We start from the raw sequence: 24984 nt of genomic DNA, 5'->3' as shown, positions 1-24984 counted from the left end.
TTCTCCGACACGGAACATCAAGAGATTGAGACGACAGGCCCGTTCGCAGCCGGGCTTTTCGTTGCGTGCAAACCTTTGGCTTTGTTAACGAATACCTAAAAGCTGGGTATTCGAATAATGTTCATTTGGTGTGTTGCACGCGCTCGCGCGCGTGGGTTTTTCGTTGCGTCCTTGACGGGTCTGGCGGCGTTCCAGGTGAGCGAGGCGGCCGGTCAAGGCATTTTCGACACCGCTGCGGCGGGTCCGTTCACGTCGAGCTACTTTGGCGAGACGCCCTATTCGACCGGCGGCAGCGACTGCGGCGGGCGCTACTTCCATGGCACTGCCATGAGCGGTGGCGGTCTCGGCGTCGGCAGCGCCGGGAGGCTTTGCGAAACGCCTTATCTGCGCGTCTTCACCACGGAGGTGCCGATCATCTGGGCCCCCAACACCGCAAGCGGTGGATTGGGCTCGGGCACCGTGACAGAGCTCGCGCTGCCGACGGCGCAGCTCACCGATTTCGTCAGCGGCGCGGCGACAGGCGTCGACGCTGCCGGGAAGACGGTGGTCGGCGTGGTGCTCGGCGCCAACGGCAGCCAGAGCAACTACGACATCTATCCCTACATCTGGCAGGCGGCCACCGCTGGCGCCTTCGCGGGTGTTAGCCCGACACGGCTGCCGCTGAATGGTGCCGACACGGATGGTGCGGCCTATAGCGTCAGTCCGAACGCCACCTACGCGACGGGCTGGAGCGGCAGGCTGCAGTTCGATGCCAGTTGGCCGCATGATATTCTGACAAGCACCAGCACGATGCAGGCGGCGCTGTGGAATCTCTCCACCAATTCGGTGCAGCTGCTCGGCGCCACCCCCGATCCGGTGAATTCCCCGGCCAGCTCCGGCAAGGCGGTGGCCGACAACGGCACCGTGGTCGGCTGGTACGGCCTGTTTCCGCGCGGCGCCTTCACCAATGACGTCAACCTGGCGCGCGGCTCGGGCCTGCTGCTGTCCGACACCAGCGGCTTCGGCGACTACGCCACGATCTGGCAGCCCAAGCCGTTCGTATGGACGCTCGCCTCGGGCACAATGACCCAGCTCGGCATGACGCCGCTGAACAATGCCGCCACGACCTACGCCTATGGCGAGGCGCGGGCGCTCAATGCGGGGGGTGGCGGTGTCGCCACCGCCAGCGTCGCAGTCGGCTGGCTCGGTAGTTCGGCGACGAATTTCGAGGCGGTGCGCTGGAGCACGACCGACAATTGGGCGACGCATACGACGCTGCAGCTCGCCAGTGTCGATCCCGCTGGGACCGACAATCTCGGCCGCATCGGCTCCGTCGCCAATGCCGTCGATGCCTCCGGCAACAACATCGTCGGCCGCGTCGAGTATTCCTGCACGGCCGGCAGCAGCGGCCTCTGTTCGCAGGCGGTCTACTGGTCGGTGTCGTCGAACGGCCAGTCATCGTCGGGCGCAACGTTGGCGTCGATCCTGGCGAGCCTCGGCGTCAGCACCAGCAATGTCACGCTCACGGACGCCACCGGCATCGCGGTGTCGAGCACCGGCGCATCGCAGCGCATTCTGGTCTTCGGCAATGGTACCCGCAACGATGCCGACCTGACTCAGGACCTGTTCCTGGTTCAGCTCCGCCGCGGCTCGGACGACACCACGCCGAATGCGGGCAGCATCACCAGCGTGCTGGAGCAGAAGAGTTCGCTCGGCAGCCTCGGCGTGATCGCCAACCGCGGCGCCGCCGCCACGGACGCGGCCATGGGCGCGCTTGCGACAGCGGCGGACTATTATCGCTGTGCCAAAACGCCAGGCGGCGAGGCCTCGCAATGGTGCGGCTTCGCCTACGGCCTGATCGGCGGCAATTCCAGCTTCGGGACCTCCGGCACCGAGCTCGCCGGCACCTTCGGTCTGGCGCGCACGATCGCGCCGTCGACCTCGATCGGCGTCAGTGTCGGCGCCGCCGGCCTGCGCAACGGCCTCGCCTATGGCGGACGGTTCGATGCGGCCGGCGCGACCTTCGGCGCCTATTTCGCGCATCGCCCCGAGACCGGCTTTCAGTTCCTGGCGATGGCAGTGGCCACGCTCTATCCGGACCTGTCGCTGACGCGCGGCTATCTGAACGGCACGGCATTGGCCGGCTCGCAGGGCCAGACCCATGCGAGCTCCGCCGGTGCGATGACGCGGTTCGGCTGGGCGTTCGCGGTCCCCGGCGCCAAGGCGACGATCACCCCGTTCGCGCAGCTCTCCTACGTCAACGCGCGGGTCGGCGGCTTCGTCGAGAGCGAAGGACCGTTCCCGGCAACGATCTCGGCGTTCAACGCCGCGGCCATGACGCTTCGTGTCGGCACACAATGGCGCGGTGCGCTGACCGAGCGCGTCAGCGTGTTCGGCAGCCTGGCGTGGGCGAGCAATCTCAAGGTCGATACGCCGCTGGTGCGCGGCTCGCTGCTGGTGGGCGATTGCAGCGGCGCCGCGCCGATCACGGCGTTCTGCGGTCTGTCGGGGCTGGGCGCAAGCATGAGCCGCAGCTGGGCGGAGGCCAATGCCGGCGTGCGCGTCGAGTTCGCGCCGGGCTCGGCGGCGATGATCAGCGCCAACGTGGCGAGCCAGAACACGCTGACCTATGGGCTGCAGGTCGGCTACAGCCGCGCCTTCTGAGCGCGGCTGCTAGCCGTCGACCGGCTAGGGCTTGTCGAACCAGGTCTTCCACTGCGGCACGGCGGTGGCGAAGGTGCCGCGATGGCTGGTCGGGCCGGTCGAGACGGCTTCCACCTTGGGGTTGCCGGCGCCGATCGCCTGCTGATAGGTCATCGCCAGCCGGCCGAGGCCCGTCGAGATCGCCTCGTCGGTCTCGCCGTAATAATTGCGCACCGGGCTCTTGATGATCCAGCGATAGGCCTGCGTCTGCGCCACCAGGCGGCCGTAGGCCGATGCCGCGAAATATTGCGCGTCGAAATAGTCCGGCTTCAGCAGCTTGTGCAGATCGGTCGGGACGTCGGCGACGTTGAACGGCTCGCGCAGATAGGCCTTGCGCGCGACATCGTAATAGCTGTCGCTGATCACCGAACGCGCCAGCCCGGGCACGCCATAGTAGTTCTCGAACGCGAAGGCGGAGAGGATGAACAGCGAGTTGACCCAGGCCGCGTCGTTCTTGCGCGGGAAGCTGAGGAAGCCGTTCAGAGCCACGAAGACGTCGACCGGCGCGCTGGCAGTCGCCGCGGCGGCCACCGTCTCGCCGGCGCTTTCGAGCTTTTCCAGAAAGGCCATCGTGACGAAGCCGCCCTGCGACCAGCCGGCGATCGACAGCCTGGTCGCGGTGAGATGCAGGTCGTTGAGCACGGCGCGGCTGGCGAGCAGCATGTCATAGGTCGCCTGCTGGTGGCTGGCTTTCACCATGTAGCCTTCCGGCTCGGTCGAAGTCCCCATGCCGAAATAGTCGGCGCCGATCAGCAGATGGCCTTGCCCGGCAAACTGCGCGATCATCAGCTGCGTCTCCGGCGACTGCTCGGGGAACGACGGCACCTCCTGTTTTCCGTAGACGGTGCCGTGCTGATAGGACACCAGCGGCAGGCTGGTCTCGCTGATGTCAGGCACCGCCAGCAGTCCCGTGGCGCGGATCGGTTTGTTGCCGCGCTCGGGGACCACGGAAGAATAGGTCACGCGGTACAGCCGCACGGCGTTCACGGCCGGCGTATAGGTGACCTGGACGCCGGCGAATTTCGGCGTGTCGACGGTCAGGATCTTGTTGAGCCGCTCCACGTCCCAGCGCGCCAGAAATTCATAGGAGACGTCCGACGTGACGCGCACGACGCCCTTGTCCTGAGCGCGGCTCGCTGCGGGCACGATCAGGAGGAGAGCAAGAAGGATGAGACGAATGGCCATGAGGACTCCCGTGGATCGGCCGCCAGTTGCATCGGAGTCCTGTGCTACAGATTGCGTGTAAACATTCGGTGCGATCCGCCGCATCTCGGGGCTGGCGGGGCGCTTAAGCCTTCTTCAAGCCTCCCGGCCTATCTCTCGACCAGGAGTGCGCCCCGCGTGGCGCCGGGCGAGGTCCTGATGGCCGACAATTCCGCTGCCGCGATTCCCTTACAGCGCCGTGGCGTACCGTTCGGCCTGTTCGCCGTCTGCTTCGCGCTCGCCTGCATCAATGCCGCGTTCTTCCCCGCCGGCCTGTTTTCCGGAATCTGGATCTGGGGCGCTGATGGGCTGGGCATCCCGACCGACTTCGTCAACGTCTGGGCCGCCGGCAAGCTCGCGCTGCAGGGCCATCCTGCGCTCGCCTGGGACTGGGACGTGCAGCGGAGGATCGAGCTCGACCTGCTCGGGCAGGATTTTCCCGGCTACTTCGCATGGCACTATCCGCCGCCGTTCCTGTTCGTCGCGGCGTTCCTGGCGCAGTTTCCCTACGTCACGGCCTTCGCCGGCTGGGCCTATGCGAGCTTCATCCCCTATGCGCTCGCGATGCGCGCCATCGTCGGCCGCGGCTTCGGCCTGCTGCTGGCGGCCGGCTTTCCGGCGCTGTTTTCCAACATGCTGGTCGGGCAGAACGGATGCCTGACTGCCGCGCTCGTCGGCGGCACGCTTTATCTGCTGCCGGTGCGGCCGGTGCTGGCCGGAATCTGCCTCGGCCTGCTGACCTACAAGCCGCAATATGGTCTGCTTTTCCCGATCGTGCTGATCGCCACGCAGCGCTGGACGGCCTTCATGTCGGCGAGCGTCACCGCGATCCTGCTCGCGCTCGTCTCCCTGCTGGCGTTCGGCATCGACAGCTGGCAGGCTTTCGTCCACTGGCTGCCGATGTTCTCGCAGGCGTTCCTGACCGAGGGCAAGGCGACCTGGTGGAAGCTGCAGAGCCTGTTCTCGATGGTGCGCTATTTCGGCGGCTCCGAATCGCTCGGCTGGGCCTTCCAATGGGTGCTGACCGCCGGCGTCGCCGTCGTGCTGGTGACGCTGTGGCGCAGCCCGGTGCGCTATTCGCTCAAGGCGGCCGCGCTCGCCGTCGGTCTCCTGCTGACGACGCCTTATCTGTTCATGTACGACATGATGGTTCAGGCCATCGCGGTGGCCTGGCTGGTGCGGATCGGGCTCGCCGAGGGTTTCCGCCGCTACGAACTGCCGGCGCTCGGGGTCATCGCAGCCCTTCAGATCACCTTCATGATGACCGGCATCCCGCTCGGCCTTGCCGCCAATCTGATCATGGCCGCGCTGGTGCTGGCGCGGGCCGGATCGTGGTGGCGGCGGCAGCCGGCCACCGCCGAAATTGCTCTCGCGCCCGCCTGATCAGGTCCGCAGCCGAAGCCGCGGAACCACTTCCCGCTTGCGTTCTTATCTGAACAGGTGTTCAGTTCTTCCGAGCGTTTGCGAGGACTTTCCTCCAAAAACACTGAACCAGCGTTCGCCGGGAGACCTGGACGAGCGCGTCCAGGGACTGGAAACGTCATGGTCTATCGGCGAACCCATCAAGTCGTGAAACGGCTGGCGGCCCGCCGCAGCGCGATTCTGGCGGCCGCGCGCGAAGCCGCAGCCGAAGGCGGCATGTCGGCCGTGCAGATCGCCCCGGTGGCGGTCCGGGCCAATGTCGCAGCCGGAACAGTCTACCGCTACTTTCCCTCCAAGGCCGACCTGATTTCGGAGCTGATCGCCGAAGTATCGCGCGACGAGCTCGCCGCCGTCCGTCGCGCCGCCGATGCCGCGCCGGGGCCGTCTTCGGCACTGGCTGCCGCTGTCTCGACCGTCGCCGTCCACGTCCTGTCCCAGCGCAAGCTCGCCTGGGGCATCCTGGCCGAGCCGGTCGACGTCGATGTCAGCGCCTCGCGGATCGCGAGCCGCCGCGAGATCGTCGGCGAGATCGCCTCCCGGATCGATGCCGCGGTTCGCGCCGGTCATCTCCCGGCGCAGGACACCCAGCTCGCCGCCACGGCTCTGCTCGGCGCGCTGCACGAGGCGCTGGTGGGGCCGCTGGCTCCCGACACTCTCGACGATGCCGCCAAGCTTCGCGACACCGTCCAGGCGGTGACCCTGCTGGCGCTGCGCGCGGTCGGCGTCATGGACGCGCGCGCCCGCGGCCTCGTCGTCCAGGCCGTGCTGCCGGTCAGGAGCCTGGTCGGGGCGTAGAATATGATGTGATTCCGCGGAATCGCATCAAGGCAGCTTCGCGCGTGTCCGATGCCGCAGCGCGCGACTTTGAGATATGACGCGCTGCCACCCTCCCCTGGAGGGGGAGGGTCGGATCATAGGCGCGAAGCGCCTGTGAGCCGGGGTGGGGTGATCTCTCCGCTTGCACCGGTTTCCGCGGCTTCACCCCACCCCGCTCGCCCGCTTCGCGTGCGATCGACCCTTCCCCTCTAGGGCAGGGCTATCGCATGTGGAAATTCCAGGCTGTCGCGACGAACGATCCTGCAAGTTAGTTACTCCGTCATGCCCGGGCTTGTCCCGGGCATCCACGTCGTTCTCAGCATGCCGGCCGACGTGGATGGCCGGGACAGGCCCGGCCATGACGACGTGGAGAGAGACGAGCACAAAACGGCGATCGCCACACGCGGTTGCCCTGCCCTCCAGGGGAGGGTGAGACCGAGATCGCGGCGCTTGCCGTCGGAGCTCGCCTTACTTCCAAACCGAGTTGTCCGCGTCCCAGCGCTTGGCCTTGAAGACCTTGGCCAGCTCGTCGATGGCACCGCCGTCGTCGCGGGTGTCGCCTTCCTCGTCGCCGGAGGATTCATCCGACAGGATCAGCTTGGCCGACGAGTTCTCGTCGATCGTCGTCGTCGTCGGGCTGCTGATCCACAGCATCAGCGCCTCAGTGCTGCCGGGCTTGTCGGTCGAGACCAGGCCGGTGACCTCGATGACGTCGGTCAGTTCGAGCGACGGCATCAGCTGGCTCGGCCGCTTCAAGGTCAGCTTCAGCTTGCCGGTGACCGGATTCCAGACCGCGCCGGTCGGCTTGGCGTTGTAGGTCTTGGCCAGGACGTCGGAGATCGCGCCCGCCAGTTTGTCGCGATTGATCTTGTCGCCGTCGCGCCAGTCGGCGGCGGTAAAGCGGATGGTACGGTCCATCTCGACCGTGCCTGCTGTCCAGCCGGCGGTCACGACACCGGTCGTGGCGCGCGCCTTGGCGATCAGCGCGCCGGCGCGCTCGGGATCGACCGTCATGCTGATGGTCTGCTCGCCCGCGCGCAGCGCGTCGCAGCCGACGATCAGGCTCGACAGCGAGACCTCGACGTTCTCGCCCTTCAGGCTCTTGAGGAAGTCGGCCACCGCGTCGAGCTTGAGGCGAACGGACACGGCCTCGGGCGAGACGTCGGTGAAATCCTTCGGCTGCGCGCTGATGCCGTCGTCGGTCGACTGGCTCTCCTGAAATTCCTTCTCGCTGACATCGGAGTTGTCGGTCGAGGCGACTTCGGTGACGGTCTTGCCGATCGCGATCTGGCCGCGGAATTCGAACGTGTCGCCGGTCGGCTTGCGGTTGAGCTTCACCGTGACCGGCTCCTTGGCGCCGTTGCTCTGGGTCGCGCCGGTCAGGGTCTGGCCGTTGACGGTGAGGGTGACGACGAAGCGGTCCTTGCGGTCCGAATTCTTCGCCACGGGATAGCAGACGTCGAGCGTGGCCGCGGTGACGGTCTTGCCCTGGCGCGTTTCTTTCAGGATCACGTCGGCATTGCCGTCCATCAGGCCATCGATCGCGGTGAAATAGCGTGTCTCGATGGCGGGGGCGGCCTTGGTCCCGCTCTTGCTCTGGGCCCAACCGAGTTCCGGCGCGGCCGCTGCAATCACGGCCAACGCAAGCAAAATAGCGCGCATCTGAAAATCCTTGTGGGAGCGGAATCGGCGCTAGCTGTAGCGCCAATCGGCCATCACTGCACCCCCACTGGGACACTCCGCCAAAAAGAAGGCCGCCCGGAGGCGGCCTTCCTGAAGTCTTGGTGATGGGGCGTTGGGCTCAGAAGCCCATGCCGCCCATGCCACCCATGCCGCCGCCGGCCGGCATCGCCGGGGCCGCGTCCTTCGGCAGCTCGGCAACCATGGCCTCGGTGGTGACCAGCAGGCCGGCGACCGACGAGGCGTCCTGCAGCGCGGTGCGGACGACCTTGGCCGGGTCGATGATGCCCTTGGCGACCATGTCGACATAGTCCTCGGTCTGGGCGTCGAAGCCGAAGGTCTCGGACTTCTCCTCCAGGATCTTGCCGACCACGATCGAGCCTTCGACGCCGGCGTTCTCGGCGATCTGGCGCATCGGAGCCTCGAGCGCCTTCAGCACGATGTTGATGCCGGCCTGGACGTCCGAGTTCGGGTTGGTGATGCGGCCGACCGCCTTCTTGGCGCGCAGCAGGGCTACGCCGCCGCCGGGGACGATGCCTTCCTGCACCGCGGCGCGGGTCGCGTTGAGGGCGTCCTCGACGCGGTCCTTCTTCTCCTTGACCTCGACCTCGGTCGCGCCGCCGACGCGGATCACCGCGACGCCGCCCGCGAGCTTGGCGAGACGCTCCTGCAGCTTCTCACGGTCGTAGTCCGAGGTGGTCTCCTCGATCTGCGCCTTGATCTGGCCGACGCGCGCCTCGATGTCGGCCTTCTTGCCGGCGCCGTTGACGATCGTGGTGTTCTCCTTGTCGATCACGACCTTCTTGGCGCGGCCGAGCATCTTGATCGTGACGTTCTCGAGCTTCATGCCGAGATCGTCCGAGATCAGCTGGCCGCCGGTCAGGATCGCGATATCCTCGAGCATGGCCTTGCGGCGGTCACCGAAGCCCGGCGCCTTGACGGCGGCGACCTTGAGGCCGCCACGCAGGCGGTTGACGACGAGCGTGGCCAGGGCCTCGCCCTCGACGTCCTCGGCGATGATCAGCAGCGGACGGCCCGACTGCACGACGGCTTCGAGCACCGGCAGCATGGCCTGGAGGCCCGACAGCTTCTTCTCGTGCAGCAGCACGTAGACGTCGTCGAGTTCGGCGGTCATCTTCTCGGCGTTGGTGACGAAGTACGGCGAGAGATAGCCGCGGTCGAACTTCATGCCTTCGACGATATCGACCTCGGTCTCGAGCGACTTGTTCTCCTCGACCGTGATCACGCCCTCGTTGCCGACCTTCTGCATCGCCTGAGCGATCATCTTGCCGATCGCGGCATCGCCGTTAGCGGAGATGGTGCCGACCTGGGCGACCTCGGCGGAGGAGGCGACCGGCTTGGCGCGCTTCTCGATGTCCTTGATGACGGCGGCCACCGCGGTGTCGATGCCGCGCTTGAGGTCCATCGGGTTCATGCCGGCGGCAACCGCCTTGGCGCCCTCACGGACGATGGCCTGGGCGAGCACGGTCGCGGTGGTGGTGCCGTCGCCGGCCAGGTCGTTGGTCTTGGATGCGACCTCGCGCAGCATCTGCGCGCCCATGTTCTCGAACTTGTCCTCGAGCTCGATCTCCTTGGCGACGGTGACGCCGTCCTTGGTGATGCGGGGAGCGCCGAAGCTCTTCTCGATAACGACGTTGCGGCCCTTCGGGCCGAGCGTCACCTTGACGGCGTTGGCGAGAATGTCGACGCCGCGCAGCATCCGGTCGCGCGCGTCGCCAGAGAATTTGACGTCCTTGGCTGCCATTTGAAATCTCTCCTGGAGTGGACCCCGACGGCCAGGGGCGTGATCGCCTGCCTGTCGCCTGAACGAGGTTGAACAACGCTAGTTGCCCCGGGCGGCTTGGCGCCGCCCCGGGCGGATCGGGATCAGGCGACGACGCCCATGATGTCGGACTCCTTCATGATGAGGAGCTCCTCGCCGTCCAGCTTGACCTCGGTGCCGGACCACTTGCCGAACAGCACGCGGTCGCCGACCTTGACGTCGAGCGGGGTCAGCTTGCCGTTCTCGTCGCGGCCGCCCGGGCCGACGGCGACGACTTCACCCTGCGAGGGCTTTTCCTTGGCGGAGTCCGGAATGATGATGCCGCCCTTGGTCTTCTCTTCGGCGTCGATGCGCTTAACCACGACGCGGTCGTGCAGGGGACGAAACTTCGATTTGGCCATGACAGGTCCCTTTGCGGGTGCTTTGGTACGGTGATTGTCTGGATTTCTGAATCCGGCCACATTTGGCGCCCAGGTGGGGCCACGTGACTCGGGGCTTTAGCAATCATGCCCTCCGAGTGCTAAAGGCCATCGCCGGAATATGGCTTGGCGCTGTTCCTGTCAAGCAAGGGGCACCGGTTAAGCGCTTGTTCAGGCTGTTAGGGGATGCTGTCGCGGGCCAGACATGTTAGTGGAGCGGCGTCGTCATCCGACGTCATTGCTCTGATGCGCGTTTTGCGCTTGGTTGCCGGACGGGGCAGCCATGATCTTGTTCCTAAGGGGATGCCATGACGAGTTCACGGTGCGCGCGGCCGGTTGCCAATCTCGCAATCGCAGCGGCGCTCACAACGCTTCTGGGAGCATGCGGGGGCGGTTTCAACCTCTCGCCTTCCAGTCCCGCGCCTCCGGAGGTCGCCGTGGAGCCCGAGGTTCCGGCGACGATTCGCGCGGAGGATCTGGTGGGCAAGTGGGGCCTCGCCGCCTACAACAATCCCAACGACCGCGCGCGGACCGAGAAGATGGCGCTGGCTCAGTGCAAGCAGCCCTATGTGATCGGTGCCGGCACGTCGGGCGGTGTCGTGATGCATCTGGCCGACCAGGCGACCCCGCAGGAGCTGCGCCTGAAGGGCTCGGCCGGCGGCAAGAACTACATCGGTCCGGCCGGCCCTCCCGGCGGCGAGCAGGATCGCGAAGTCGTCTCGTTCGACGGACGGGTGCTGATCACCCGCTTCGTCGACAAGGACGCGGCCACCCGCTACCAGACCATGGTCTATGTCCGCTGCGGACCGCGCGCCTGAGTCTTTCAGCGTCATGCAATATCCAAGAAGTGCATGATGCTCCCACTCATGACCGGGCAGAGGCTCACCGGCTGCTCGATCTCAAACTGCAGATGATGACGACGGCGGAGCTGCGATCTCAGTCTCACCCGCCCCTGGAGGGGGAGGGTCGATCGCACGCGGAGCGGGCGAGCGGGGTGGGGTGAAGCCGCGGACACCGGTGTCAGTTGAGAGATCACCCCACCCCGGCTCACATTCCGCTGCGCTCCATGTGAGCCGACCCTCCCCCTCCAGGGGAGGGTGGCAGCTAATCTCCAAGCTGCGCGCGGCGGAATAAGGCGCGTGCCCGAATCTTCCAGATTCGATTCCGCGGAAACACATCACGCCCTTGGGACCGCTTCAGCCGAACGGGACAAACGAAAAACGCCGGCGGGAACGCCGGCGTTTTTGTTTGAGATCTCGTGTTGCAGAGGCCGCGGCGGCTCAGTTGAACAGCGCGTCGATGTCGTCCTGCGAGGCGTGGCCGACATCGCCTTCCGCCTTCGGGCCGTTCAGCAGCCTGGCGTCGCCCTCGCGGGTGTCGACGATCGGCGGCACATGCGCCTTGATGGCGTCGACGCCGCCCCAGATGTCCATCATCACCACGATGTGGTGCTCGATGAACTTCATGGTGGTCATGACCTTGTTGATGCGCTGGCCGGTCAGGTCCTGGAAGTTGCAGGCCTCGAAGATCGAGACCACGCGTTCCTGGATCTCTTCGCTCAGGATCTTCTGCTGGTCGGCCGAGTCAACCTTGCCGAGCGCGCTGGCGGCCTGGTCGATGGCCTCCGCGGCCTCGAGGATCTGCTGCGTCGCCTGCTCGGTGCCGCCGACGACCGCGCCGAGTTCGCCGTTGACCTTGGCCATCTCCTCGCCGTTGAAGCTCTTGGCATGGAGGGTGGCGATCTCGCCCTTGGTGCGGTTGATCGCGTCGTGGATCAGGTCCAGCTCGACCTTGAGCTTCTCGCACTGCTCGATCTGGGCGCGGTAGGTCTCGAGCAGCGCGCGCGCCTCGGCGACCTCGCGTTGAGCCGATTCTTCGATGGCGGCGTTGGCCGTGCTGTTTCCGCCGGTGCGGATGGCGTTGGCCATCTGCGCCCGGATCGCGCGGAGCTCGTCCATGATTTCCTTGTGGTTGGGGCCGATCTCGCCGCCCACGAAGTCGGGCTCCGGCATATGGCCGACGATGGCTTCTTCGATACGGAAACGCTTGCGAACCGGCATGAGAGTGTCCCTGACCTTTTACTGCGAACAGTTCTATGCAGAGGCTATTTAACATCGCGTTCACGGCAGGAACCGCAGGGGCGCAACGTTCGCGTGTCGCTGAAACGCGCGATTAACCATGCGCCTGCGCCTTCACGCAAAAGTAACGCTAGCTGACAAATCCACGGCCATGTCCGCCGATGGTGAATCCCGGCGGCCTCCCTGTTTACCAAAGCGATCGGGTTTTGCTCTTTATTGACGATACGCGGCGGCCTGACCGGCTGTGCGCAACGAACGGCATTCAGACGAAACAGTACAGAGTACGTCGATGTTCAGATCATTCTCCACGGCGCTGCTGGCCGGCGCATGCGTCTTTGCGGCTCTGGATCGTGCCGCGGCCCAGGGATTTCAGCAGCCTGCGGTGGTCTATAACGGGCCGTCGCAGCCGGCGGCGCCGGTGCGTACCGCCTATGTCGACCGCTCGCGCATGGGCGGCGGCTTCATCGAATTCCTGTTCGGCGATCCGCAAGGAGCGCGCGGCGCACTGCCGCCGGGACAGCCGATGTACCAGCAGCAGCCGTCGTACTACGAGCCGCAGCGGCAGGCGCCCGGCCTGGTGCCGCAGCAGGGCGCGCCGGACGAGGAGGCCTATGAGCTGACGCAGCGGCCGCTCGATCCGAAATACGAGAAACAGATCGTTGACTATGACGGCAAAGAACGGCCGGGCACGATCGTCATCGATACACCCAACAAGTTCCTCTATCTGGTGCAGGGCCAGGGCAGGGCGTTGCGCTACGGGATCGGGGTCGGCCGCCCCGGCTTCACCTGGTCGGGTGTGAAGACCATCTCCGCCAAGCGCGAATGGCCGGACTGGACGCCGCCGCCGGAGATGCTGGCGCGCCGGCCCGATTTGCCGCGCCACATGGAGGGCGGTCCGCAGAACCCGCTCGGCGCCCGCGCGATGTATCTGGGCTCCTCGCTCTATCGCATCCACGGCTCCAACGAGCCCTGGACGATCGGCACCAACGTCTCGTCCGGCTGCATCCGGATGCGCAACGAGGACGTCATCGACCTCTATGGCCGGGTGAATGTCGGCGCACGGGTCATCGTGCTCTGACGCCTTCCGGCCGATGACCGGCACCAAAAAGGCCGCCCAAGAGGGCGGCCTTTTCATTGTCCGTGGCGCGGTGGTCAGCGCGCGTTACGCGTAGTTGCTACCGCCGTCGTCATCGCCATAGCCGTCATCGGCGTCGAAATCGGCGGCGTCATTGTCGTTGCCGCTGTCGTCATAGCTCGCCTGGTCGAACAGGCCGGCCCGGCCGCCGTCGCCGCCGGAGCGGCCGATGTCGTTGAGCCCCGCGTCATTCGCCAGCGAGCCGCTGGACTGATCGCCGCCGCCCCACGGGCTGCCGCCGCCGCCACGCTCCTCGATGATGGTGGTGTCGCCGAAGGCCTGATGCTGGCCGCCGCCCATCATCGAGCGGATGCCGCCGAGCAGCAGCGAGCCGCCGACCATGCCGGCCGCCGCCGCCGCCGCCGTGCCGAGGAACGAGCCGCCGCCACCACCGCCGCCGCCGAACAGGCCACCGCGCTGCTGGCCGTAGCCGCCCTGATCATAGGGGCCGGGCTGGCCGGGATAGCCGGGCTGGCCCTGATAGCCGGCCGGCGGCATCGCCTGGCCGCTGTTCCACACCGGGCGGTTCGGCAGCGGCGGAGGAACGTTCGGCACCGAGCCGCGGCTGCCGCCGGAGCCGAAGATGCTGTCGCGCATCGAATCGAGGAAGCCGCCCGACTGCGCCTGCGGCGCCTGGGCGTGCTGCAGCTCCTCGATGCGGGCATTGGCGCGCTTCAGGGCCTCGTCCTGCACCAGCACGGTCTGAACCAGCGCATAGACGGCGTTGGGAGCCCGCTGCAGCGCCTGGGAGATGGCGGCGGCAGCCTCCGGATCGCGCGGCGCACTCTCCAGCTTGGCAAGCCGGTCGAACAGGTCGTCGATGAGTTGGCGTTCTTGCGGTGTCATGTGGTTCTCCTGCCGCTTGCCGGTTCCAGCGAAGCGCGGCCAACATTTGGGGGGACTTTGTGGTTCGGCCAGTCGGGCCGCGCATTAAATTTCCGTATGCGACAAAGCGTCTGCCGGGCTTGCGATCTCCATTGCGGTGAAAACGCTGCCAGTTGGCATTTGTTCGTCGCCGGTCCGCCAAATCCGTTCAGGCGAGCGTCACGCCACGGCGGTCGAGCAGCGCGGGAAAGTGCTCGCCGGCCAGATAAGCGTGTTCATGCTCCCGCTGCCCGGTCAGGGGATCGAGCGCGATCAGCACGTCGTCGACGAAGCCGGGATGGCACATCACGAGGCCATGCTCGGGCAGCGCGTCAAGGAAGCCGTCCATCAACGCGCCGAAATCCGAGCCCTTGGTGAAGTCGTAGGCGCCGGCAAAAGCGGGGTTGAAGGCGATGTCGGCGCGCTGCGCATGCTTGCGGAATTGCGCGCTCAAGACGTCCAGCAGCAGCGCCTTCGGCGCTGCCAGCCGCTGCCTCAGCGGCGCGTTGCGGCCGCCCTGGCGCACCCAGGCTGATGGCGCAGCCTCCTTCACGGCGGCCAGAAAACCGTCGCGCACCTGCGGATAGAGCTGCGCATGCTGGTGACCGTCGACGAAATCGGGCGCGCGCCCGAACAGCTCCCCGAACGCAGTCAGCTGCACCATGACCTCGGCGCGGATCAGTTCGGGATCGAGCCGGCGGGTCAATCCGGCGCGCAGCAGTTTCGGAAACGGCAGGAACATGCCGCCTTCGGACGGACGGAAATGCATCGTCAGCGGCCGGAACGGCGCGGTCAGCGTGACATGCAGGCCGATGGCGCAGCGCGGGCTGTCGGCTGCGACCTTGGTGAGCTCCTTGACCTCGTCGCGCCCGATCGCGGCGCCCACGGTCATTACCGAGGTCGCGTTCAAGCGCCCGCGCGCGATCAGGTCGCGGATGGCGCGGTTGACGCCCGGGCTGATGCCGTAGTCATCGGCGCACAGCCAGATGCGCCGGGGCGGCGCCTCGCTCATTCGGCGGCAGTCCTCTCGCCGTCGCTGCGCGCGTCGAGCGTGGCGCGCTTCTCGCTGTGCTCGGCGACGAAGTAGATCGGCCGCGCCTTCAGCTCGGACAGGATCTTGCCGATGTACTCGCCCATGATGCCGATCATGATCAGCTGCACGCCGCCGATCGTCATCAGGCCGACCATCAGCGAGGGATAGCCGGGCACCGATTTGCCGGTGGTGAAGGTCTCCCAGAGAATCGTCAGGCCGAACAGGAAGGCGGCCGAGGCCAGCAGGATTCCGAGCAGGCTGGCGAAGCGCAGCGGGGCGACCGAGAACGAGGTCAGGCCCTCGATCGACAGGCCGAGCAGGCTGGTGACGTTGAAGGTCGTGACGCCATGCGCGCGCGCCGCGGGTTCGTAGTCGACGCGGATCTGGCGGAAGCCGATCCAGCTCGCCAGGCCCTTGAAGAAGCGGTTGCGCTCAGGGAGCTGGCGAAGTGCTGCGACCGCGCGCGGTGACAGCAGGCGGAAGTCGCCGGCATCCTCGGGGATCTTCTGCCGCGCGCCCCAATTGATCAGCGCGTAGAAGCCGTGCACGGCGACGCGGCGCAGGAACGGCTCGTTGTCGCGATGCGCCTTGGCCGTGTAGACGACGTCGTAGCCGTCCTTGATCCAATGCGTGACGAGCTGCTCGACCAGCGCCGGCGGATGCTGGCCGTCGCCGTCCATGAACAGCACGGCGCCGCGGCGGGCGTGATCGAGGCCGGCCATCAGCGCCGCCTCCTTGCCGAAATTGCGCGACAGCGACACGACCTGCACGTCAAGCGCGTCGGCCTGCAGGGTGCGCGCGATGGCGAGCGTGTTGTCGCGGCTGCCGTCGTCGACATAGACAAGCTCGCAGGCCAGGCCGAAGCGCTGGCGCAAGGTGCGCGCGAGATTGTTCAGCCGCTCGTGCAGCGCCGTCAGTCCCGCGCCCTCGTTGTAGACGGGGATAACGATCGACAGTCCCTGCGATGCGGCGTCGGCCGCGGTCGTGGTCAGGTCGGACACGTCAGTTCCCAGCATCGCTTTGGAGTCCTCGTTCACGGACCAACATATGGTAGCAGCCGCTGCCTGTCGCTACGATGAACGGCGATTTATGATCGCAGGAAGGCCTCGAGGCGGGCAAACAGCGGATTCTCGCGGTCGAGCACGTAGTCGAGCGACGCTACGGACACCGTCTCGGCGCCATGCGCCCGCAGGAAACTGCCGAGCGCGTAGATCTGCGCAGGCGGACAGTGCAGGGTCAGCATGCCCGAAGAGGTCGGGCCGCCGAACGGCGCGACGACGCCGAAGCGGTTATGCGCCTCGGTCAGCATTGCTGCGTCGCACCCTTTGAAGCGCGTGCGGACCTCGCGGTATTTGCTGGCGCGGGCACGGGCGTGGATGTGATCGAGGATGATCCGCGCGCTCTCGCGCGGGCCGTCCGACCAGTCGGCGTCGCGCGAGGCGACGAGATTGGCCTGGCTGCGCAGGATGACGCCGTCGTCCAGCACCTTCAATCCATTCGCGGCCAGTGTCGAGCCGGTGCTGGTGATGTCGACGATCAGCTCGGCGGTGCCAACCGCCGGCGCGCCCTCGGTGGCGCCCGCGCTTTCGACGATGCGGTAATCGACGATGCCGTGATGCGCGAAGAAGCTGCGCGTGAGGTTGATGTATTTGGTCGCGACGCGCATGCGGCGATTGTGCTGGGCGCGGAAGCCGGTGGCGACGTCGTCGAGGTCGGCCATGGTGCGGACGTCGATCCAGGCCTGCGGCACGGCGACCACGACATTGGCGCCGCCGAAGCCGAGCGTGTCGATCAGCAGCACGCGCTTGTCGGCATCGGCGATGCCCTCGCGGACGAGGTCTTCGCCGGTGACGCCGAGATGCACGGTGCCGCGCGCCAGCTGCGAGACGATCTCACTCGCAGAGAGATAGGCGATCTCGACATGGTCGAGTCCCGAGATGGTGCCGCGATAGTCGCGCGCCCCGCCCGGCTTGGAGAGGTTCAATCCGGCGCGGCCGAAGAAGGCCTCTGCATTCTCCTGCAGGCGGCCCTTTGAGGGAACGGCGAGGACGAGGGGGCCGCTCATGATGCTCTCCCGCGCGCGGCCTTCCCCGCGGCGCTGCTCTGGGCCAGGCGCTCGATCCAGATCGAGAAGCCGACGGCCGGAATGGACTGGGGCGCGCCGAGCTGGCTCAGCAGGCCGTCGTACCGCCCGCCCGCGACCAGCGGCTCGTCGCCATTGCCGGGATGGTGCAGCTCGAACTCGAATCCGGTGTAGTAGTCGAGGCCGCGGCCGAACGCCGTGGCAAAACGCACCTTGCCGACATCGAGGCCGCGCTGGGCCATGAAGCCGGTGCGCGCTTCCAGCGCATCGATCGCGGCGGAGATGTCCAGCTTGGCGTCGGCGGCGAGCGCGCGCAGCTGCTGCACCGCCTCTGTCGGCGTGCCGCTGATGGCGAGGAAGCGCTTGATGCGGTCGAGCGCGTCGCGCGGCAGCGCGCCACCCTTGAGCGTGGACTGTTCCAGAAAGCGATCCGCAATCTCCGCCACGGAGCGGCCGCCCAACGCGGTCGCGCCCGCGATCGACATCAGGTCGGTGACGAGCGCCAGCGCCGCCTTGCGGTCGGAGCCGGCCAATGCGGCGAGCACGCCCTCATATTCGTTGCGCGGCGCGACCTCGGCGGTCGCCAGCCGCTCCAGGTCCTGGGCCAAGGTGCGCTTGCGATTGAAGTCCTTGATCAGGCGCCGCCGCCAGACCGGGTAGAGATCGAGCGCGTCGATCAGGGCCGTGAACAGCGCCACGTCGCCGGTGCGGATCTCGACCTCGGCCAGACCTGCGGCCGCGGTCGCCTCGATCGCCAGCGCCAGCATCTCGGCATCGGCGGCGGGGTGATCCTGGCGGCCGAAGGATTCGATGCCGCCCTGCAGGAACTCGCTCGGCCGGCCGCCACGGTAACGAAATACGGGGCCGAGATAGCTGAAGCCGGCCGGCTGGCCGGCGCGTGGCGAGGCGAGATAGTCGCGCGCGACGGGAATGGTCAGGTCCGGCCGCAGGCACAGCTCCTCGCCGCCGAGGTCCGTGGTCAGGTAGAGGCTTTTGCGGATGTCCTCGCCGGAGAGGTCGAGAAACGGCTCGGCCGGCTGCAGGATGGCAGGCGTCGCCCGCGCGTAGCCGGCCTCGGCGAACGACTGCAGCAGCTTGTCCGCCCACGCGGCGGGTCCGGTCGGAGCGGGTCCGGTCATGTCGATCAGGTTCCAAACTGGATGGCGCCCCCTCGCGGGGCGGCGGCTGGCCTTAGCATGGTCATTTGACGGTTTCGACAGGGAAGGGCCGGGTCGGGCCACAATCGGGCCGATGCCTTAACCGCCTGCGCCCCGCCAATCCCCGAGCGTCGCCTGGATCAGGGCCAGCGCGGCCACCGCGGCCGTATCGGCGCGCAGGATGCGCGGGCCGAGCGCCAGCCGGATCACGCGCGGCTGCCGCAGCAGCAGCTCGCGCTCCTCGACGGCAAAGCCGCCTTCCGGGCCGATCAGCAGGTCGATGCCGGCGGGCGCGTCGTCGCGCAGCGCCTGAAGCGGGTCGGCGACATCGGCGGCCTCGTCGCAGAACACCAGCAGGCGTGAGGTCGGCCGCTGGCCGAGGAAGCGCTCCAGCGGCACGGGGTCCCGGACCTCGGCGAGGCTGAGGATGCCGCATTGCTCGGCCGCCTCGATGACGTTGGCGCGCATGCGCTCGCCGTTGACGCGCGACACCTGGGTGTGCCGGGTAATGACGGGCTCCAGCCGCGCCGCGCCCATCTCGACCGCCTTCTGCACGATGTAGTCGAGCCGGGCATGCTTCAACGGTGCGAAGACATAGGCGATGTCGGGCAGGTGGTCCTGCGGCCGGATTCGCTGCCGGGGGATCACGCCCTCGGGCCGTTTGCGGCCGGCGATTTCGCCCTGCCATTCGCCGTCGCGGCCATTGAACACGAGGACGCGATCTCCCGCGCCGAGCCGCAGCACGTTGCCGAGATAGTTGCTCTGGTTGCGATCGAGCGGGACGGCGTTGCCATCCAGCAGAGGTGCATCGACGTACAGGCGCGGGGCGGTGAAGTCGTATTCAGGCATGTCTGTGTCGGTTGCAACGAGGAGCCGGACCGGCGATGGCGCCTTTGCGCCGCGCTGCCGACAGATTTGTCCGCTTCGATAGCTCTGGAAATGGCGGTCGTCCATTCGGGCGGGACTCTGGCGCTGCCGGAAGCCTTCTTGGGGGCTTGCGAGGAGAACAGCCGTGAACTTGAGACAATCGACGTGGGTGATGGGGACCATCGCTGCGGTCATCGTGGTGGTGCTCTCCGGTTCTGTGAGGGCCGACGACAAGGCGGCCGCGGCGCCGCAGCCGGCGGTCCCCGCGGTTCCCGGCAGCCCTGGCGTGGCCGGTTTTCGTCCTCCCGAGAGCTGCCTGAAGGAGTTCACGCCGCTGCGGGACGAGACCGCGCGGCGCGCCAAGCTGCTGAAGGCTGCGACCGAGCGTCGCTTCGCGCCCGGCGAGGCCTGCCAGCTGGTGCATGATTACGAGCTCGCCCAGACCAAGATGATCGATTACGCGGTCGCGCACGCCTCGATGTGCGGCATCCCCGCCAAGATCACCGATCAGCTCAAGGCGAATCACGCCAACACCCTGGCGGTGATGCGCAAGGTCTGTACCGTGACCTGGAACTTCGCTCCCGCTGCCGGCACATCCGCCTCCAGATCCTGAGGAGGGCGTTGAATGAACGGCGTTTGGCACGAGCTGAGACGCGCCGCCACGTTTTCGCCTTGAAATGTCGACTGCGGCCCTCCGCCGCGGCCGTGATCAACTCCGCGGTTGTGCTGGGCGGACGAGAATCGTAAAAGCCCCGGATCGGATCGTGCTTTCATCCGGAAGTGTTGAGGATTCTTGGTCTTACCGGAGAACCAGCCTTGATCGTGCACAAGACGTTGTTGCCGCTCGCCGTCGCCGCCACCGTGCTCTGCACCGGGCCGGCCTTTGCACAGGGCTCCTTTCCGGCGCCGCTTCCCGGCCAGGCTCCGGCCAGCAGCTCGCCATTTCCTCCCATCAACGGCGCCGCGCCGCCGCCGATGCAGGCCGCCGCTCCGTCGAGCGCGTTCCCGGCTCCCGGTGGCGGGGGAGGAGGCTTCGGCGGCGGCGGGTTTGCACCAGCGCCGATGGGCGCTGCCCCGCGTGGCGGCCCGCCCGACAGCTGCATGAAGGAATTCATGCCGCTGCGCGAAGAGGCTGAACGCCGCGGCAAGCTGATCAAGGCCGCCAGCGACCGCAAGGCCTCGCCTGTCGAGGCCTGCAAGCTGATCGGCAACTTCGGCAAGGCCGAAGTGAAGATGATCAAATATGTCGAGCAGAATTCCGCAACCTGCGGCATCCCGCAGCAGATCGCCGATCAGCTGAAGGCCGGCCACAAGAACACCGATGCGCTCGAGAAGAAGGTCTGCGCGGTGGCGGCCCAGATGCAGAAGGGCGGCGGCGGCCCGGCGGCCCCTGGCCTCAGCGACGTACTGGGAACGTCGGCTGCGTTGCCCGAGGCCAACACGATGAAGAAAGGCGGCTCGGCCTTCGATACGCTGACCGGCAACGTTCTCACCCGATGAGCACCACCGCCGTCCGCGTTGCTGACGCGACCGGCAACTGGGTCGATACGCTGGCGCCGCTCTGGAGCCGGCCCTATTTGCGGCTTGCGCGTTTCGATCGACCGATCGGTTCCTGGCTGCTGTTGATGCCGTGCTGGTGGTCGGCCGCATTGGCCGCGGGGATGCTCGGCGATCTGTCCATGCTTCCCGTATGGATCGCGCTGTATTTCGTCGGCGCCTTCGTGATGCGCGGGGCCGGCTGTACCTGGAACGACATCACCGACCGCGATCTCGACGCCAAGGTGGAGCGCACCCGCTCGCGGCCGATTCCGGCCGGGCAGGTCGGCGTGAAGCAGGCGCTGGCTTTCCTGATCGCGCAGGCCCTGGTCGGGCTTCTGGTGCTGCTGCAGTTCAACCGGTTCGCCATCGCCACCGGCATTTCCTCGCTGCTGATCGTGGCGGTCTATCCGTTTATGAAGCGCGTCACCTGGTGGCCGCAGGTCGTGCTCGGCCTCGCCTTCTCCTGGGGCGCGTTGATGGGATTTGCCGTCGCCTTCGGCCGCATCGATGCCACGGCGCTGCTGCTCTATGCCGGGTCGATCTCGTGGGTGATCGCCTACGACACGATCTACGCGCATCAGGACGCGGAGGATGACGCGCTCATCGGCGTCAAGTCGACGGCGCGGCTGTTTGCCGAGCGCACGCATCTGGCGCTGGTGATTTTCTACGGGCTCGCTGTCGTCTTGATCGGAGCCGCGTTCGTGACCGCACATGTGCATGTTGCGGCATGGCTTGGGCTGGCGGCGTTTGCCGCCCATCTCGGCTGGCAGATCCGGCGTCTCGACACTGCTGATCCGGCGCTGTGCCTGCGCATCTTCAAATCGAACCGCGATGCCGGACTGCTGTTGTTCGCCGGCCTGCTGGTCGACGCGGTGCTGCGCGCAACCTGATCAGTTGCGCGCGATGATCTCGCGTTCGCCGCGATGCACCGAGGCCGGATTGGGCTGGTAGCCGACGCGGCGCCGCATCAGGAAGCGCGGACGGCGTGCGCGGATCGCGTTGCGGCGGCGGCGGCGTGGCGTGGCCTCGCGCCGTTTGTCCTGCAACTGCGGCAGCGCGAACGTCTCGCTCCACATCGCCCAGGCCGTCACGATGTCGTCCTGGTCGTCGCTGACGCACAGCGGAATGCTGAGCGAGGGGTCGCGATGGACCAGCACCAGCATCATCTGCGTGTCGTCGACCTCGCGCAGCGCGATGCCGAGAAAGTCGCTGACCCGGAGATTCACGGCCATGCGCATGCCGCTGACGGCACGGCGCAGGACCACCCGCTCCCGGTGCAATTCGATCTGCCGGATCCCGCCATCGGCACGGGTATCGTGCGCGCTGTACGAGACGGGCAGGGAAAGAGGGTCGAGCCGCAGCACGCGGCTCGACCCAGCGGAATTGCTTCCGCCTGTTGCTGTTTGACGCCTCACGGCTTGGTCTCCCCGCCGGGATTATGCTCCCGGTCGATGCGTGAGACCTTGCCACGCACCTCGCCCGTATCAGCTTAAGAAGGCTGGTTAATCAGTCCTCACGCATGATCCTCTTACCGTCATGATTGACAAGCGCTTGCCCCGCATGATTGACGAGACCTTGCCGATTTGCCGACAATCCGACGTGGTGTCTGCCGACCTGCTTGAAGTCGGCGTGATGAGGCCACATTTCGTCTGGATTGAGCCGTGTTCGCCGCCCACCTGACATCGATCGGATCGTGTTCGTGACCTCTCCTTCCTCAGCCGCCGCAACGTCGACCTCCGCCCATTCGGATCTGCTCGATCAGTCCGCCCTGCGAACGCTCGCCGAGCGGCTGGTGGAGGCCGCGAAGAAGGCCGGCGCCGACGCCGCCGATGCGATCGCGGTGCGCGGCATCTCGCAAGGCGTCGAGGTCCGGGACGGCCGCGTCGAGGAATCCGAACGCTCCGAAGGCGATGATGTCGGCTTGCGCGTGCTGGTCGGCAAGCGGCAGGCGGTGGTCTCGACCAATGACGTCAGCGGCGATGGCGTGGCGCGTCTGGCCGAGCGGGCCGTGGCGATGGCGCGGGTGGCGCCCGACGACAAATATGTCGGCCTCGCCGATCCCGCGCTGCTGGCGCGCGACATTCCCGAGCTCGACCTGCTCGATCCGGCGATCCCCGGGACGGCGGAACTCGAGCGGCGGGCGCAGGAGGCGGAGGCCGCCGCGCTCGGCGTGGAGGGCGTCACCAAGTCCGGCGGCGCCTCGGCCTCGGCCGGCATCGGCGGCATGGTGCTGGTCACCAGCGACGGCTTCCACGGTGCCTATCTGCGCTCCAGCCAGAGCATTTCGACCACCGCGATCTCCGGTGAAGGCACCGGCATGGAGCGCGACTACGACTACACGGCGGCGCCGCATGGTGAGGATCTCCTGAGCCCGGCGGCGGTCGGGCGCAGCGCCGGCGAGCGCGCGGTGGCGCGCGCCAATCCGCGCAAGGTTGCGACCTGCCAGGTCCCGGTGGTGTTCGATCCCCGCGCATCCGGCTCGCTGGTCGGCCATCTCGTCGGCGCCATCAACGGCGCCTCGATCGCGCGCAAGACCAGCTTCCTGAAAGACAAGCTCGGCGCTCAACTGTTCGCGAAGGGGATTCGCATCATCGACGATCCATTGCGTCGGCGTGGCCTGCGCTCGCAGCCGTTCGACGCCGAAGGCGTCAAGGTGAAGCAGACGGCGCTGGTCGATAACGGCGTTCTCACGACCTGGCTGCTCGATTCCGCCACGGCGCGCGAGCTCGGCCTGACCACGACCGGCCACGCGCATCGCGGCGTGTCGTCCTCGCCGTCCCCTGGGCCGTTCAACCTGCATCTCGAAGCAGGCGTCGTGACCGCCAAGGAGCTGATCTCGGACATCAAGCAGGGCTTCTACGTGACCGACCTGATCGGCTCGGGCGTGAATGGCGTCACCGGCGACTACAGCCGCGGCGCCTCCGGCTTCTGGATCGAGAATGGCGAGATCACCTATGCGGTCAGCGAGGTGACGATCGCCGGACATCTGTTCGAGATCTTCAAGTCGATGACGCCCGCCAGCGATCTCGAATTCCGCTACGGCGTCAATGCGCCGACCGTGCGCATCGAAGGATTGACGCTTGGCGGACGCTGAGATCGACAGCTCTGACGCGGAGAGCCGTGACACGGAGAGCCTTGCGGCGGACGCCGTACTCCTGAAGGCGGTGGTGCGCGAAGCCGGCGAGCTCGCGCGCGCGATGTTCGGCACCGACCTGCGCAAATGGACCAAGGGCGCCTCGTCGCCCGTCTCCGAAGCCGACATGGCCGTCAACGCGCTGCTGGAGCGCAAGCTGCGACCGGCGACACCGGCGTATGGCTGGCTGTCGGAGGAGAGCGCCGACGATGCGGTGAGGCTGGGCCGGTCCCGGGTCTGGATCGTCGATCCGATCGACGGCACGCGCTCCTATCTCGGCGGCCGTCATGACTGGTGCGTGAGTGTGGCCCTGGTCGAGAACGGTGCGCCCGTGTTGGCGGCCGTCCACGTCCCGATGAGCGAGGAGTTCTTCTTCGCGGCGCGGGGACGCGGTACCACGCTGAACGACGCGCAGGTTCACGCCTCACTGGGCCATGACATCGACTTCTCGCGCGTCGCCGGACCAAAACCGCTGGTTGAGAGGCTGGCACCGGAATCGACACGGATTGAGTTGCATCCGCGAATCGGATCGTTGGCACTCAGGCTGTGTCGTGTCGCGCATGGTGCTCTCGATGCCGCTTTTGCAGGCGGGCAAAGTCGCGATTGGGATCTTGCGGCGGCTCATTTGATCGTGCAGGAAGCGGGTGGTAAAATGAGCGCATTGTCCGGCGAGACGATCCTCTATAATCGTCCCGACGTGGCCCATGGGGTGCTGGTAGCAGCGGGACGCGATCGACATGCTGACATAGTCAGCCATTATCGCCGCCTGCCGCAGAGCTGATCACACCCTTCAGGACCGCGCCGGCCAGGCCGCCCCGCAAGGCGCGTTGATTAGGAAACGATACCGATGACAGATAGCGCCTCGCAGCAGCTCCTTCACCTCGTGATCGGCGGCGAACTCGTCAACCTCGAGAAGAACGAGTTCAAGGATCTCGACAAGGTCGATATCGTCGGCGTCTATCCGAACTACGCGTCGGCCCATGCCGCCTGGCGCGCCAAGGCGCAGATGACGGTCGACAACGCCCACATGCGCTACTTCATCGTGCACCTGCACCGGCTGCTCGATCCCGGCCAGGACGCCAAGGCGTAA

At 66.9% G+C, this 24984-nt stretch carries 23 protein-coding genes; 11 read left to right on the top strand and 12 right to left on the bottom strand.

Annotated elements, in window-relative coordinates; genetic code table 11:
- Window positions 1-171 precede the first annotated feature (171 nt).
- The gene (locus ACQR1L_RS01690; RefSeq protein ID WP_434856189.1) at window positions 172-2643 is read left to right on the top strand and encodes an autotransporter domain-containing protein; all 2472 of its coding nucleotides are present in this window, start codon (window positions 172-174) and stop codon (window positions 2641-2643) included.
- Window positions 2644-2667: 24 nt separating this feature from the next.
- Here ACQR1L_RS01690 and ACQR1L_RS01685 read toward each other — a convergent pair whose 3' ends face one another.
- Entirely contained in the window at window positions 2668-3867 is a 1200-nt protein-coding gene (locus tag ACQR1L_RS01685; protein ID WP_434856188.1) for an acetylxylan esterase, read from the bottom strand.
- A gap of 177 nt (window positions 3868-4044) precedes the next feature.
- Here ACQR1L_RS01685 and ACQR1L_RS01680 point away from each other — a divergent pair, with 177 nt between their 5' ends.
- Both ACQR1L_RS01680 and ACQR1L_RS01675 read left to right on the top strand, forming a co-directional pair.
- Window positions 4045-5268: a glycosyltransferase family 87 protein gene (locus ACQR1L_RS01680; protein WP_434856187.1), complete on the top strand. Its 1224-nt coding sequence runs from the start codon at window positions 4045-4047 to the stop codon at window positions 5266-5268.
- Window positions 5269-5427: 159 nt separating this feature from the next.
- A complete protein-coding gene (locus ACQR1L_RS01675) occupies window positions 5428-6102 on the top strand; it encodes a helix-turn-helix domain-containing protein (RefSeq protein WP_434856186.1) in 675 nt (224 codons plus the stop codon).
- Window positions 6103-6591: 489 nt separating this feature from the next.
- On the opposite strand, the gene ACQR1L_RS01670 is transcribed toward ACQR1L_RS01675, so the two are convergent.
- The 3 genes from ACQR1L_RS01670 to groES form a co-directional block, all read right to left on the bottom strand.
- Complete coding sequence (locus tag ACQR1L_RS01670; RefSeq protein ID WP_434856185.1) at window positions 6592-7785, bottom strand: hypothetical protein; 1194 nt, start codon at window positions 7783-7785, stop codon at window positions 6592-6594.
- Window positions 7786-7924: 139 nt separating this feature from the next.
- Window positions 7925-9568, bottom strand: a complete 1644-nt coding sequence (groL, locus tag ACQR1L_RS01665) for a chaperonin GroEL (RefSeq protein ID WP_012029656.1) — start codon at window positions 9566-9568, stop codon at window positions 7925-7927.
- Between the two features lie 122 nt (window positions 9569-9690).
- Window positions 9691-9987 carry a co-chaperone GroES gene (gene groES, locus ACQR1L_RS01660; protein WP_434856184.1) on the bottom strand — a complete coding sequence of 99 codons (297 nt, stop codon included), beginning with the start codon at window positions 9985-9987 and terminating at the stop codon, window positions 9691-9693.
- A gap of 326 nt (window positions 9988-10313) precedes the next feature.
- On the opposite strand from groES, the gene ACQR1L_RS01655 reads away from it, so the two are divergent.
- Window positions 10314-10823, top strand: a complete 510-nt coding sequence (locus tag ACQR1L_RS01655; RefSeq protein WP_434856183.1) for a hypothetical protein — start codon at window positions 10314-10316, stop codon at window positions 10821-10823.
- Between the two features lie 462 nt (window positions 10824-11285).
- Here ACQR1L_RS01655 and ACQR1L_RS01650 read toward each other — a convergent pair whose 3' ends face one another.
- On the bottom strand, window positions 11286-12065 hold the full coding sequence (locus ACQR1L_RS01650) for a protein phosphatase CheZ (protein WP_434856182.1): 780 nt from the start codon (window positions 12063-12065) through the stop codon (window positions 11286-11288).
- A 307-nt stretch (window positions 12066-12372) separates the two neighbouring features.
- Between ACQR1L_RS01650 and ACQR1L_RS01645 the strand changes: the two genes are divergently transcribed.
- Window positions 12373-13161 carry a L,D-transpeptidase family protein gene (locus ACQR1L_RS01645; RefSeq protein WP_434856181.1) on the top strand — a complete coding sequence of 263 codons (789 nt, stop codon included), beginning with the start codon at window positions 12373-12375 and terminating at the stop codon, window positions 13159-13161.
- A gap of 84 nt (window positions 13162-13245) precedes the next feature.
- On the opposite strand, the gene ACQR1L_RS01640 is transcribed toward ACQR1L_RS01645, so the two are convergent.
- From ACQR1L_RS01640 to ACQR1L_RS01615, 6 genes are all read right to left on the bottom strand, one after another.
- On the bottom strand, window positions 13246-14064 hold the full coding sequence (locus ACQR1L_RS01640) for a DUF2076 domain-containing protein (protein WP_434856180.1): 819 nt from the start codon (window positions 14062-14064) through the stop codon (window positions 13246-13248).
- A 187-nt stretch (window positions 14065-14251) separates the two neighbouring features.
- Entirely contained in the window at window positions 14252-15094 is an 843-nt protein-coding gene (locus ACQR1L_RS01635; protein WP_434856179.1) for a ChbG/HpnK family deacetylase, read from the bottom strand.
- A complete protein-coding gene (locus tag ACQR1L_RS01630; RefSeq protein WP_434856178.1) occupies window positions 15091-16131 on the bottom strand; it encodes a glycosyltransferase family 2 protein in 1041 nt (346 codons plus the stop codon). The genes ACQR1L_RS01635 and ACQR1L_RS01630 overlap by 4 nt, the downstream gene beginning before the upstream one ends.
- 71 nt (window positions 16132-16202) lie before the next feature.
- Window positions 16203-17180: an ATP phosphoribosyltransferase gene (gene hisG, locus ACQR1L_RS01625; protein ID WP_434856177.1), complete on the bottom strand. Its 978-nt coding sequence runs from the start codon at window positions 17178-17180 to the stop codon at window positions 16203-16205.
- On the bottom strand, window positions 17177-18337 hold the full coding sequence (locus ACQR1L_RS01620; RefSeq protein WP_434856176.1) for an ATP phosphoribosyltransferase regulatory subunit: 1161 nt from the start codon (window positions 18335-18337) through the stop codon (window positions 17177-17179). Before ACQR1L_RS01620 ends, hisG begins: the two co-directional genes overlap by 4 nt.
- Before the next feature lie 117 nt (window positions 18338-18454).
- Window positions 18455-19204 (bottom strand): 16S rRNA (uracil(1498)-N(3))-methyltransferase, encoded by a 750-nt coding sequence (locus ACQR1L_RS01615; protein ID WP_434856175.1) that lies wholly within the window; start codon window positions 19202-19204, stop codon window positions 18455-18457.
- A gap of 163 nt (window positions 19205-19367) precedes the next feature.
- Between ACQR1L_RS01615 and ACQR1L_RS01610 the strand changes: the two genes are divergently transcribed.
- From ACQR1L_RS01610 to ubiA, 3 genes are all read left to right on the top strand, one after another.
- A complete protein-coding gene (locus tag ACQR1L_RS01610; RefSeq protein WP_434856174.1) occupies window positions 19368-19835 on the top strand; it encodes a hypothetical protein in 468 nt (155 codons plus the stop codon).
- Window positions 19836-20041: 206 nt separating this feature from the next.
- On the top strand, window positions 20042-20722 hold the full coding sequence (locus ACQR1L_RS01605) for a hypothetical protein (RefSeq protein WP_434856553.1): 681 nt from the start codon (window positions 20042-20044) through the stop codon (window positions 20720-20722).
- The gene (gene ubiA, locus ACQR1L_RS01600; RefSeq protein WP_434856173.1) at window positions 20719-21651 is read left to right on the top strand and encodes a 4-hydroxybenzoate octaprenyltransferase; all 933 of its coding nucleotides are present in this window, start codon (window positions 20719-20721) and stop codon (window positions 21649-21651) included. The genes ACQR1L_RS01605 and ubiA overlap by 4 nt, the downstream gene beginning before the upstream one ends.
- On the opposite strand, the gene ACQR1L_RS01595 is transcribed toward ubiA, so the two are convergent.
- Window positions 21652-22176, bottom strand: coding sequence for a DUF6101 family protein (locus ACQR1L_RS01595; RefSeq protein ID WP_434856172.1), 525 nt, complete (start codon window positions 22174-22176; stop codon window positions 21652-21654).
- Window positions 22177-22460: 284 nt separating this feature from the next.
- On the opposite strand from ACQR1L_RS01595, the gene ACQR1L_RS01590 reads away from it, so the two are divergent.
- The 3 genes from ACQR1L_RS01590 (at window position 22461) to ACQR1L_RS01580 (ending at window position 24984) form a co-directional block, all read left to right on the top strand.
- Window positions 22461-23855 (top strand): TldD/PmbA family protein, encoded by a 1395-nt coding sequence (locus ACQR1L_RS01590; protein WP_434856171.1) that lies wholly within the window; start codon window positions 22461-22463, stop codon window positions 23853-23855.
- A 61-nt stretch (window positions 23856-23916) separates the two neighbouring features.
- Window positions 23917-24675 carry a 3'(2'),5'-bisphosphate nucleotidase CysQ gene (locus ACQR1L_RS01585; RefSeq protein WP_434856552.1) on the top strand — a complete coding sequence of 253 codons (759 nt, stop codon included), beginning with the start codon at window positions 23917-23919 and terminating at the stop codon, window positions 24673-24675.
- A 66-nt stretch (window positions 24676-24741) separates the two neighbouring features.
- Window positions 24742-24984 carry a DUF4170 domain-containing protein gene (locus ACQR1L_RS01580; RefSeq protein ID WP_006610384.1) on the top strand — a complete coding sequence of 81 codons (243 nt, stop codon included), beginning with the start codon at window positions 24742-24744 and terminating at the stop codon, window positions 24982-24984.

This window comes from Bradyrhizobium sp. HKCCYLR20261 (assembly GCF_051168435.1).
In the GTDB taxonomy this organism is placed as follows: domain Bacteria; phylum Pseudomonadota; class Alphaproteobacteria; order Rhizobiales; family Xanthobacteraceae; genus Bradyrhizobium.
Note: the sequence above shows the minus strand (reverse complement) of the source record. Positions and strands in the feature narration are given on the sequence as shown.

Excerpts from the sequence above, each read along its gene's own strand:
- ACQR1L_RS01685 (WP_434856188.1), bottom strand. The coding sequence starts at position 3,867 with ATGGCCATTCGTCTCATCCTTCTTGCTCTCCTCCTGATCGTGCCCGCA.
- ACQR1L_RS01680 (WP_434856187.1), top strand. The coding sequence starts at position 4,045 with ATGGCCGACAATTCCGCTGCCGCGATTCCCTTACAGCGCCGTGGCGTA.
- ACQR1L_RS01675 (WP_434856186.1), top strand. The coding sequence starts at position 5,428 with ATGGTCTATCGGCGAACCCATCAAGTCGTGAAACGGCTGGCGGCCCGC.
- ACQR1L_RS01670 (WP_434856185.1), bottom strand. The coding sequence starts at position 7,785 with ATGCGCGCTATTTTGCTTGCGTTGGCCGTGATTGCAGCGGCCGCGCCG.
- groL (WP_012029656.1), bottom strand. The coding sequence starts at position 9,568 with ATGGCAGCCAAGGACGTCAAATTCTCTGGCGACGCGCGCGACCGGATG.
- groES (WP_434856184.1), bottom strand. The coding sequence starts at position 9,987 with ATGGCCAAATCGAAGTTTCGTCCCCTGCACGACCGCGTCGTGGTTAAG.
- ACQR1L_RS01655 (WP_434856183.1), top strand. The coding sequence starts at position 10,314 with ATGACGAGTTCACGGTGCGCGCGGCCGGTTGCCAATCTCGCAATCGCA.
- ACQR1L_RS01650 (WP_434856182.1), bottom strand. The coding sequence starts at position 12,065 with ATGCCGGTTCGCAAGCGTTTCCGTATCGAAGAAGCCATCGTCGGCCAT.
- ACQR1L_RS01645 (WP_434856181.1), top strand. The coding sequence starts at position 12,373 with ATGTTCAGATCATTCTCCACGGCGCTGCTGGCCGGCGCATGCGTCTTT.
- ACQR1L_RS01640 (WP_434856180.1), bottom strand. The coding sequence starts at position 14,064 with ATGACACCGCAAGAACGCCAACTCATCGACGACCTGTTCGACCGGCTT.
- ACQR1L_RS01635 (WP_434856179.1), bottom strand. The coding sequence starts at position 15,094 with ATGAGCGAGGCGCCGCCCCGGCGCATCTGGCTGTGCGCCGATGACTAC.
- ACQR1L_RS01630 (WP_434856178.1), bottom strand. The coding sequence starts at position 16,131 with ATGCTGGGAACTGACGTGTCCGACCTGACCACGACCGCGGCCGACGCC.
- hisG (WP_434856177.1), bottom strand. The coding sequence starts at position 17,180 with ATGAGCGGCCCCCTCGTCCTCGCCGTTCCCTCAAAGGGCCGCCTGCAG.
- ACQR1L_RS01620 (WP_434856176.1), bottom strand. The coding sequence starts at position 18,337 with ATGACCGGACCCGCTCCGACCGGACCCGCCGCGTGGGCGGACAAGCTG.
- ACQR1L_RS01615 (WP_434856175.1), bottom strand. The coding sequence starts at position 19,204 with ATGCCTGAATACGACTTCACCGCCCCGCGCCTGTACGTCGATGCACCT.
- ubiA (WP_434856173.1), top strand. The coding sequence starts at position 20,719 with ATGAGCACCACCGCCGTCCGCGTTGCTGACGCGACCGGCAACTGGGTC.
- ACQR1L_RS01580 (WP_006610384.1), top strand. The coding sequence starts at position 24,742 with ATGACAGATAGCGCCTCGCAGCAGCTCCTTCACCTCGTGATCGGCGGC.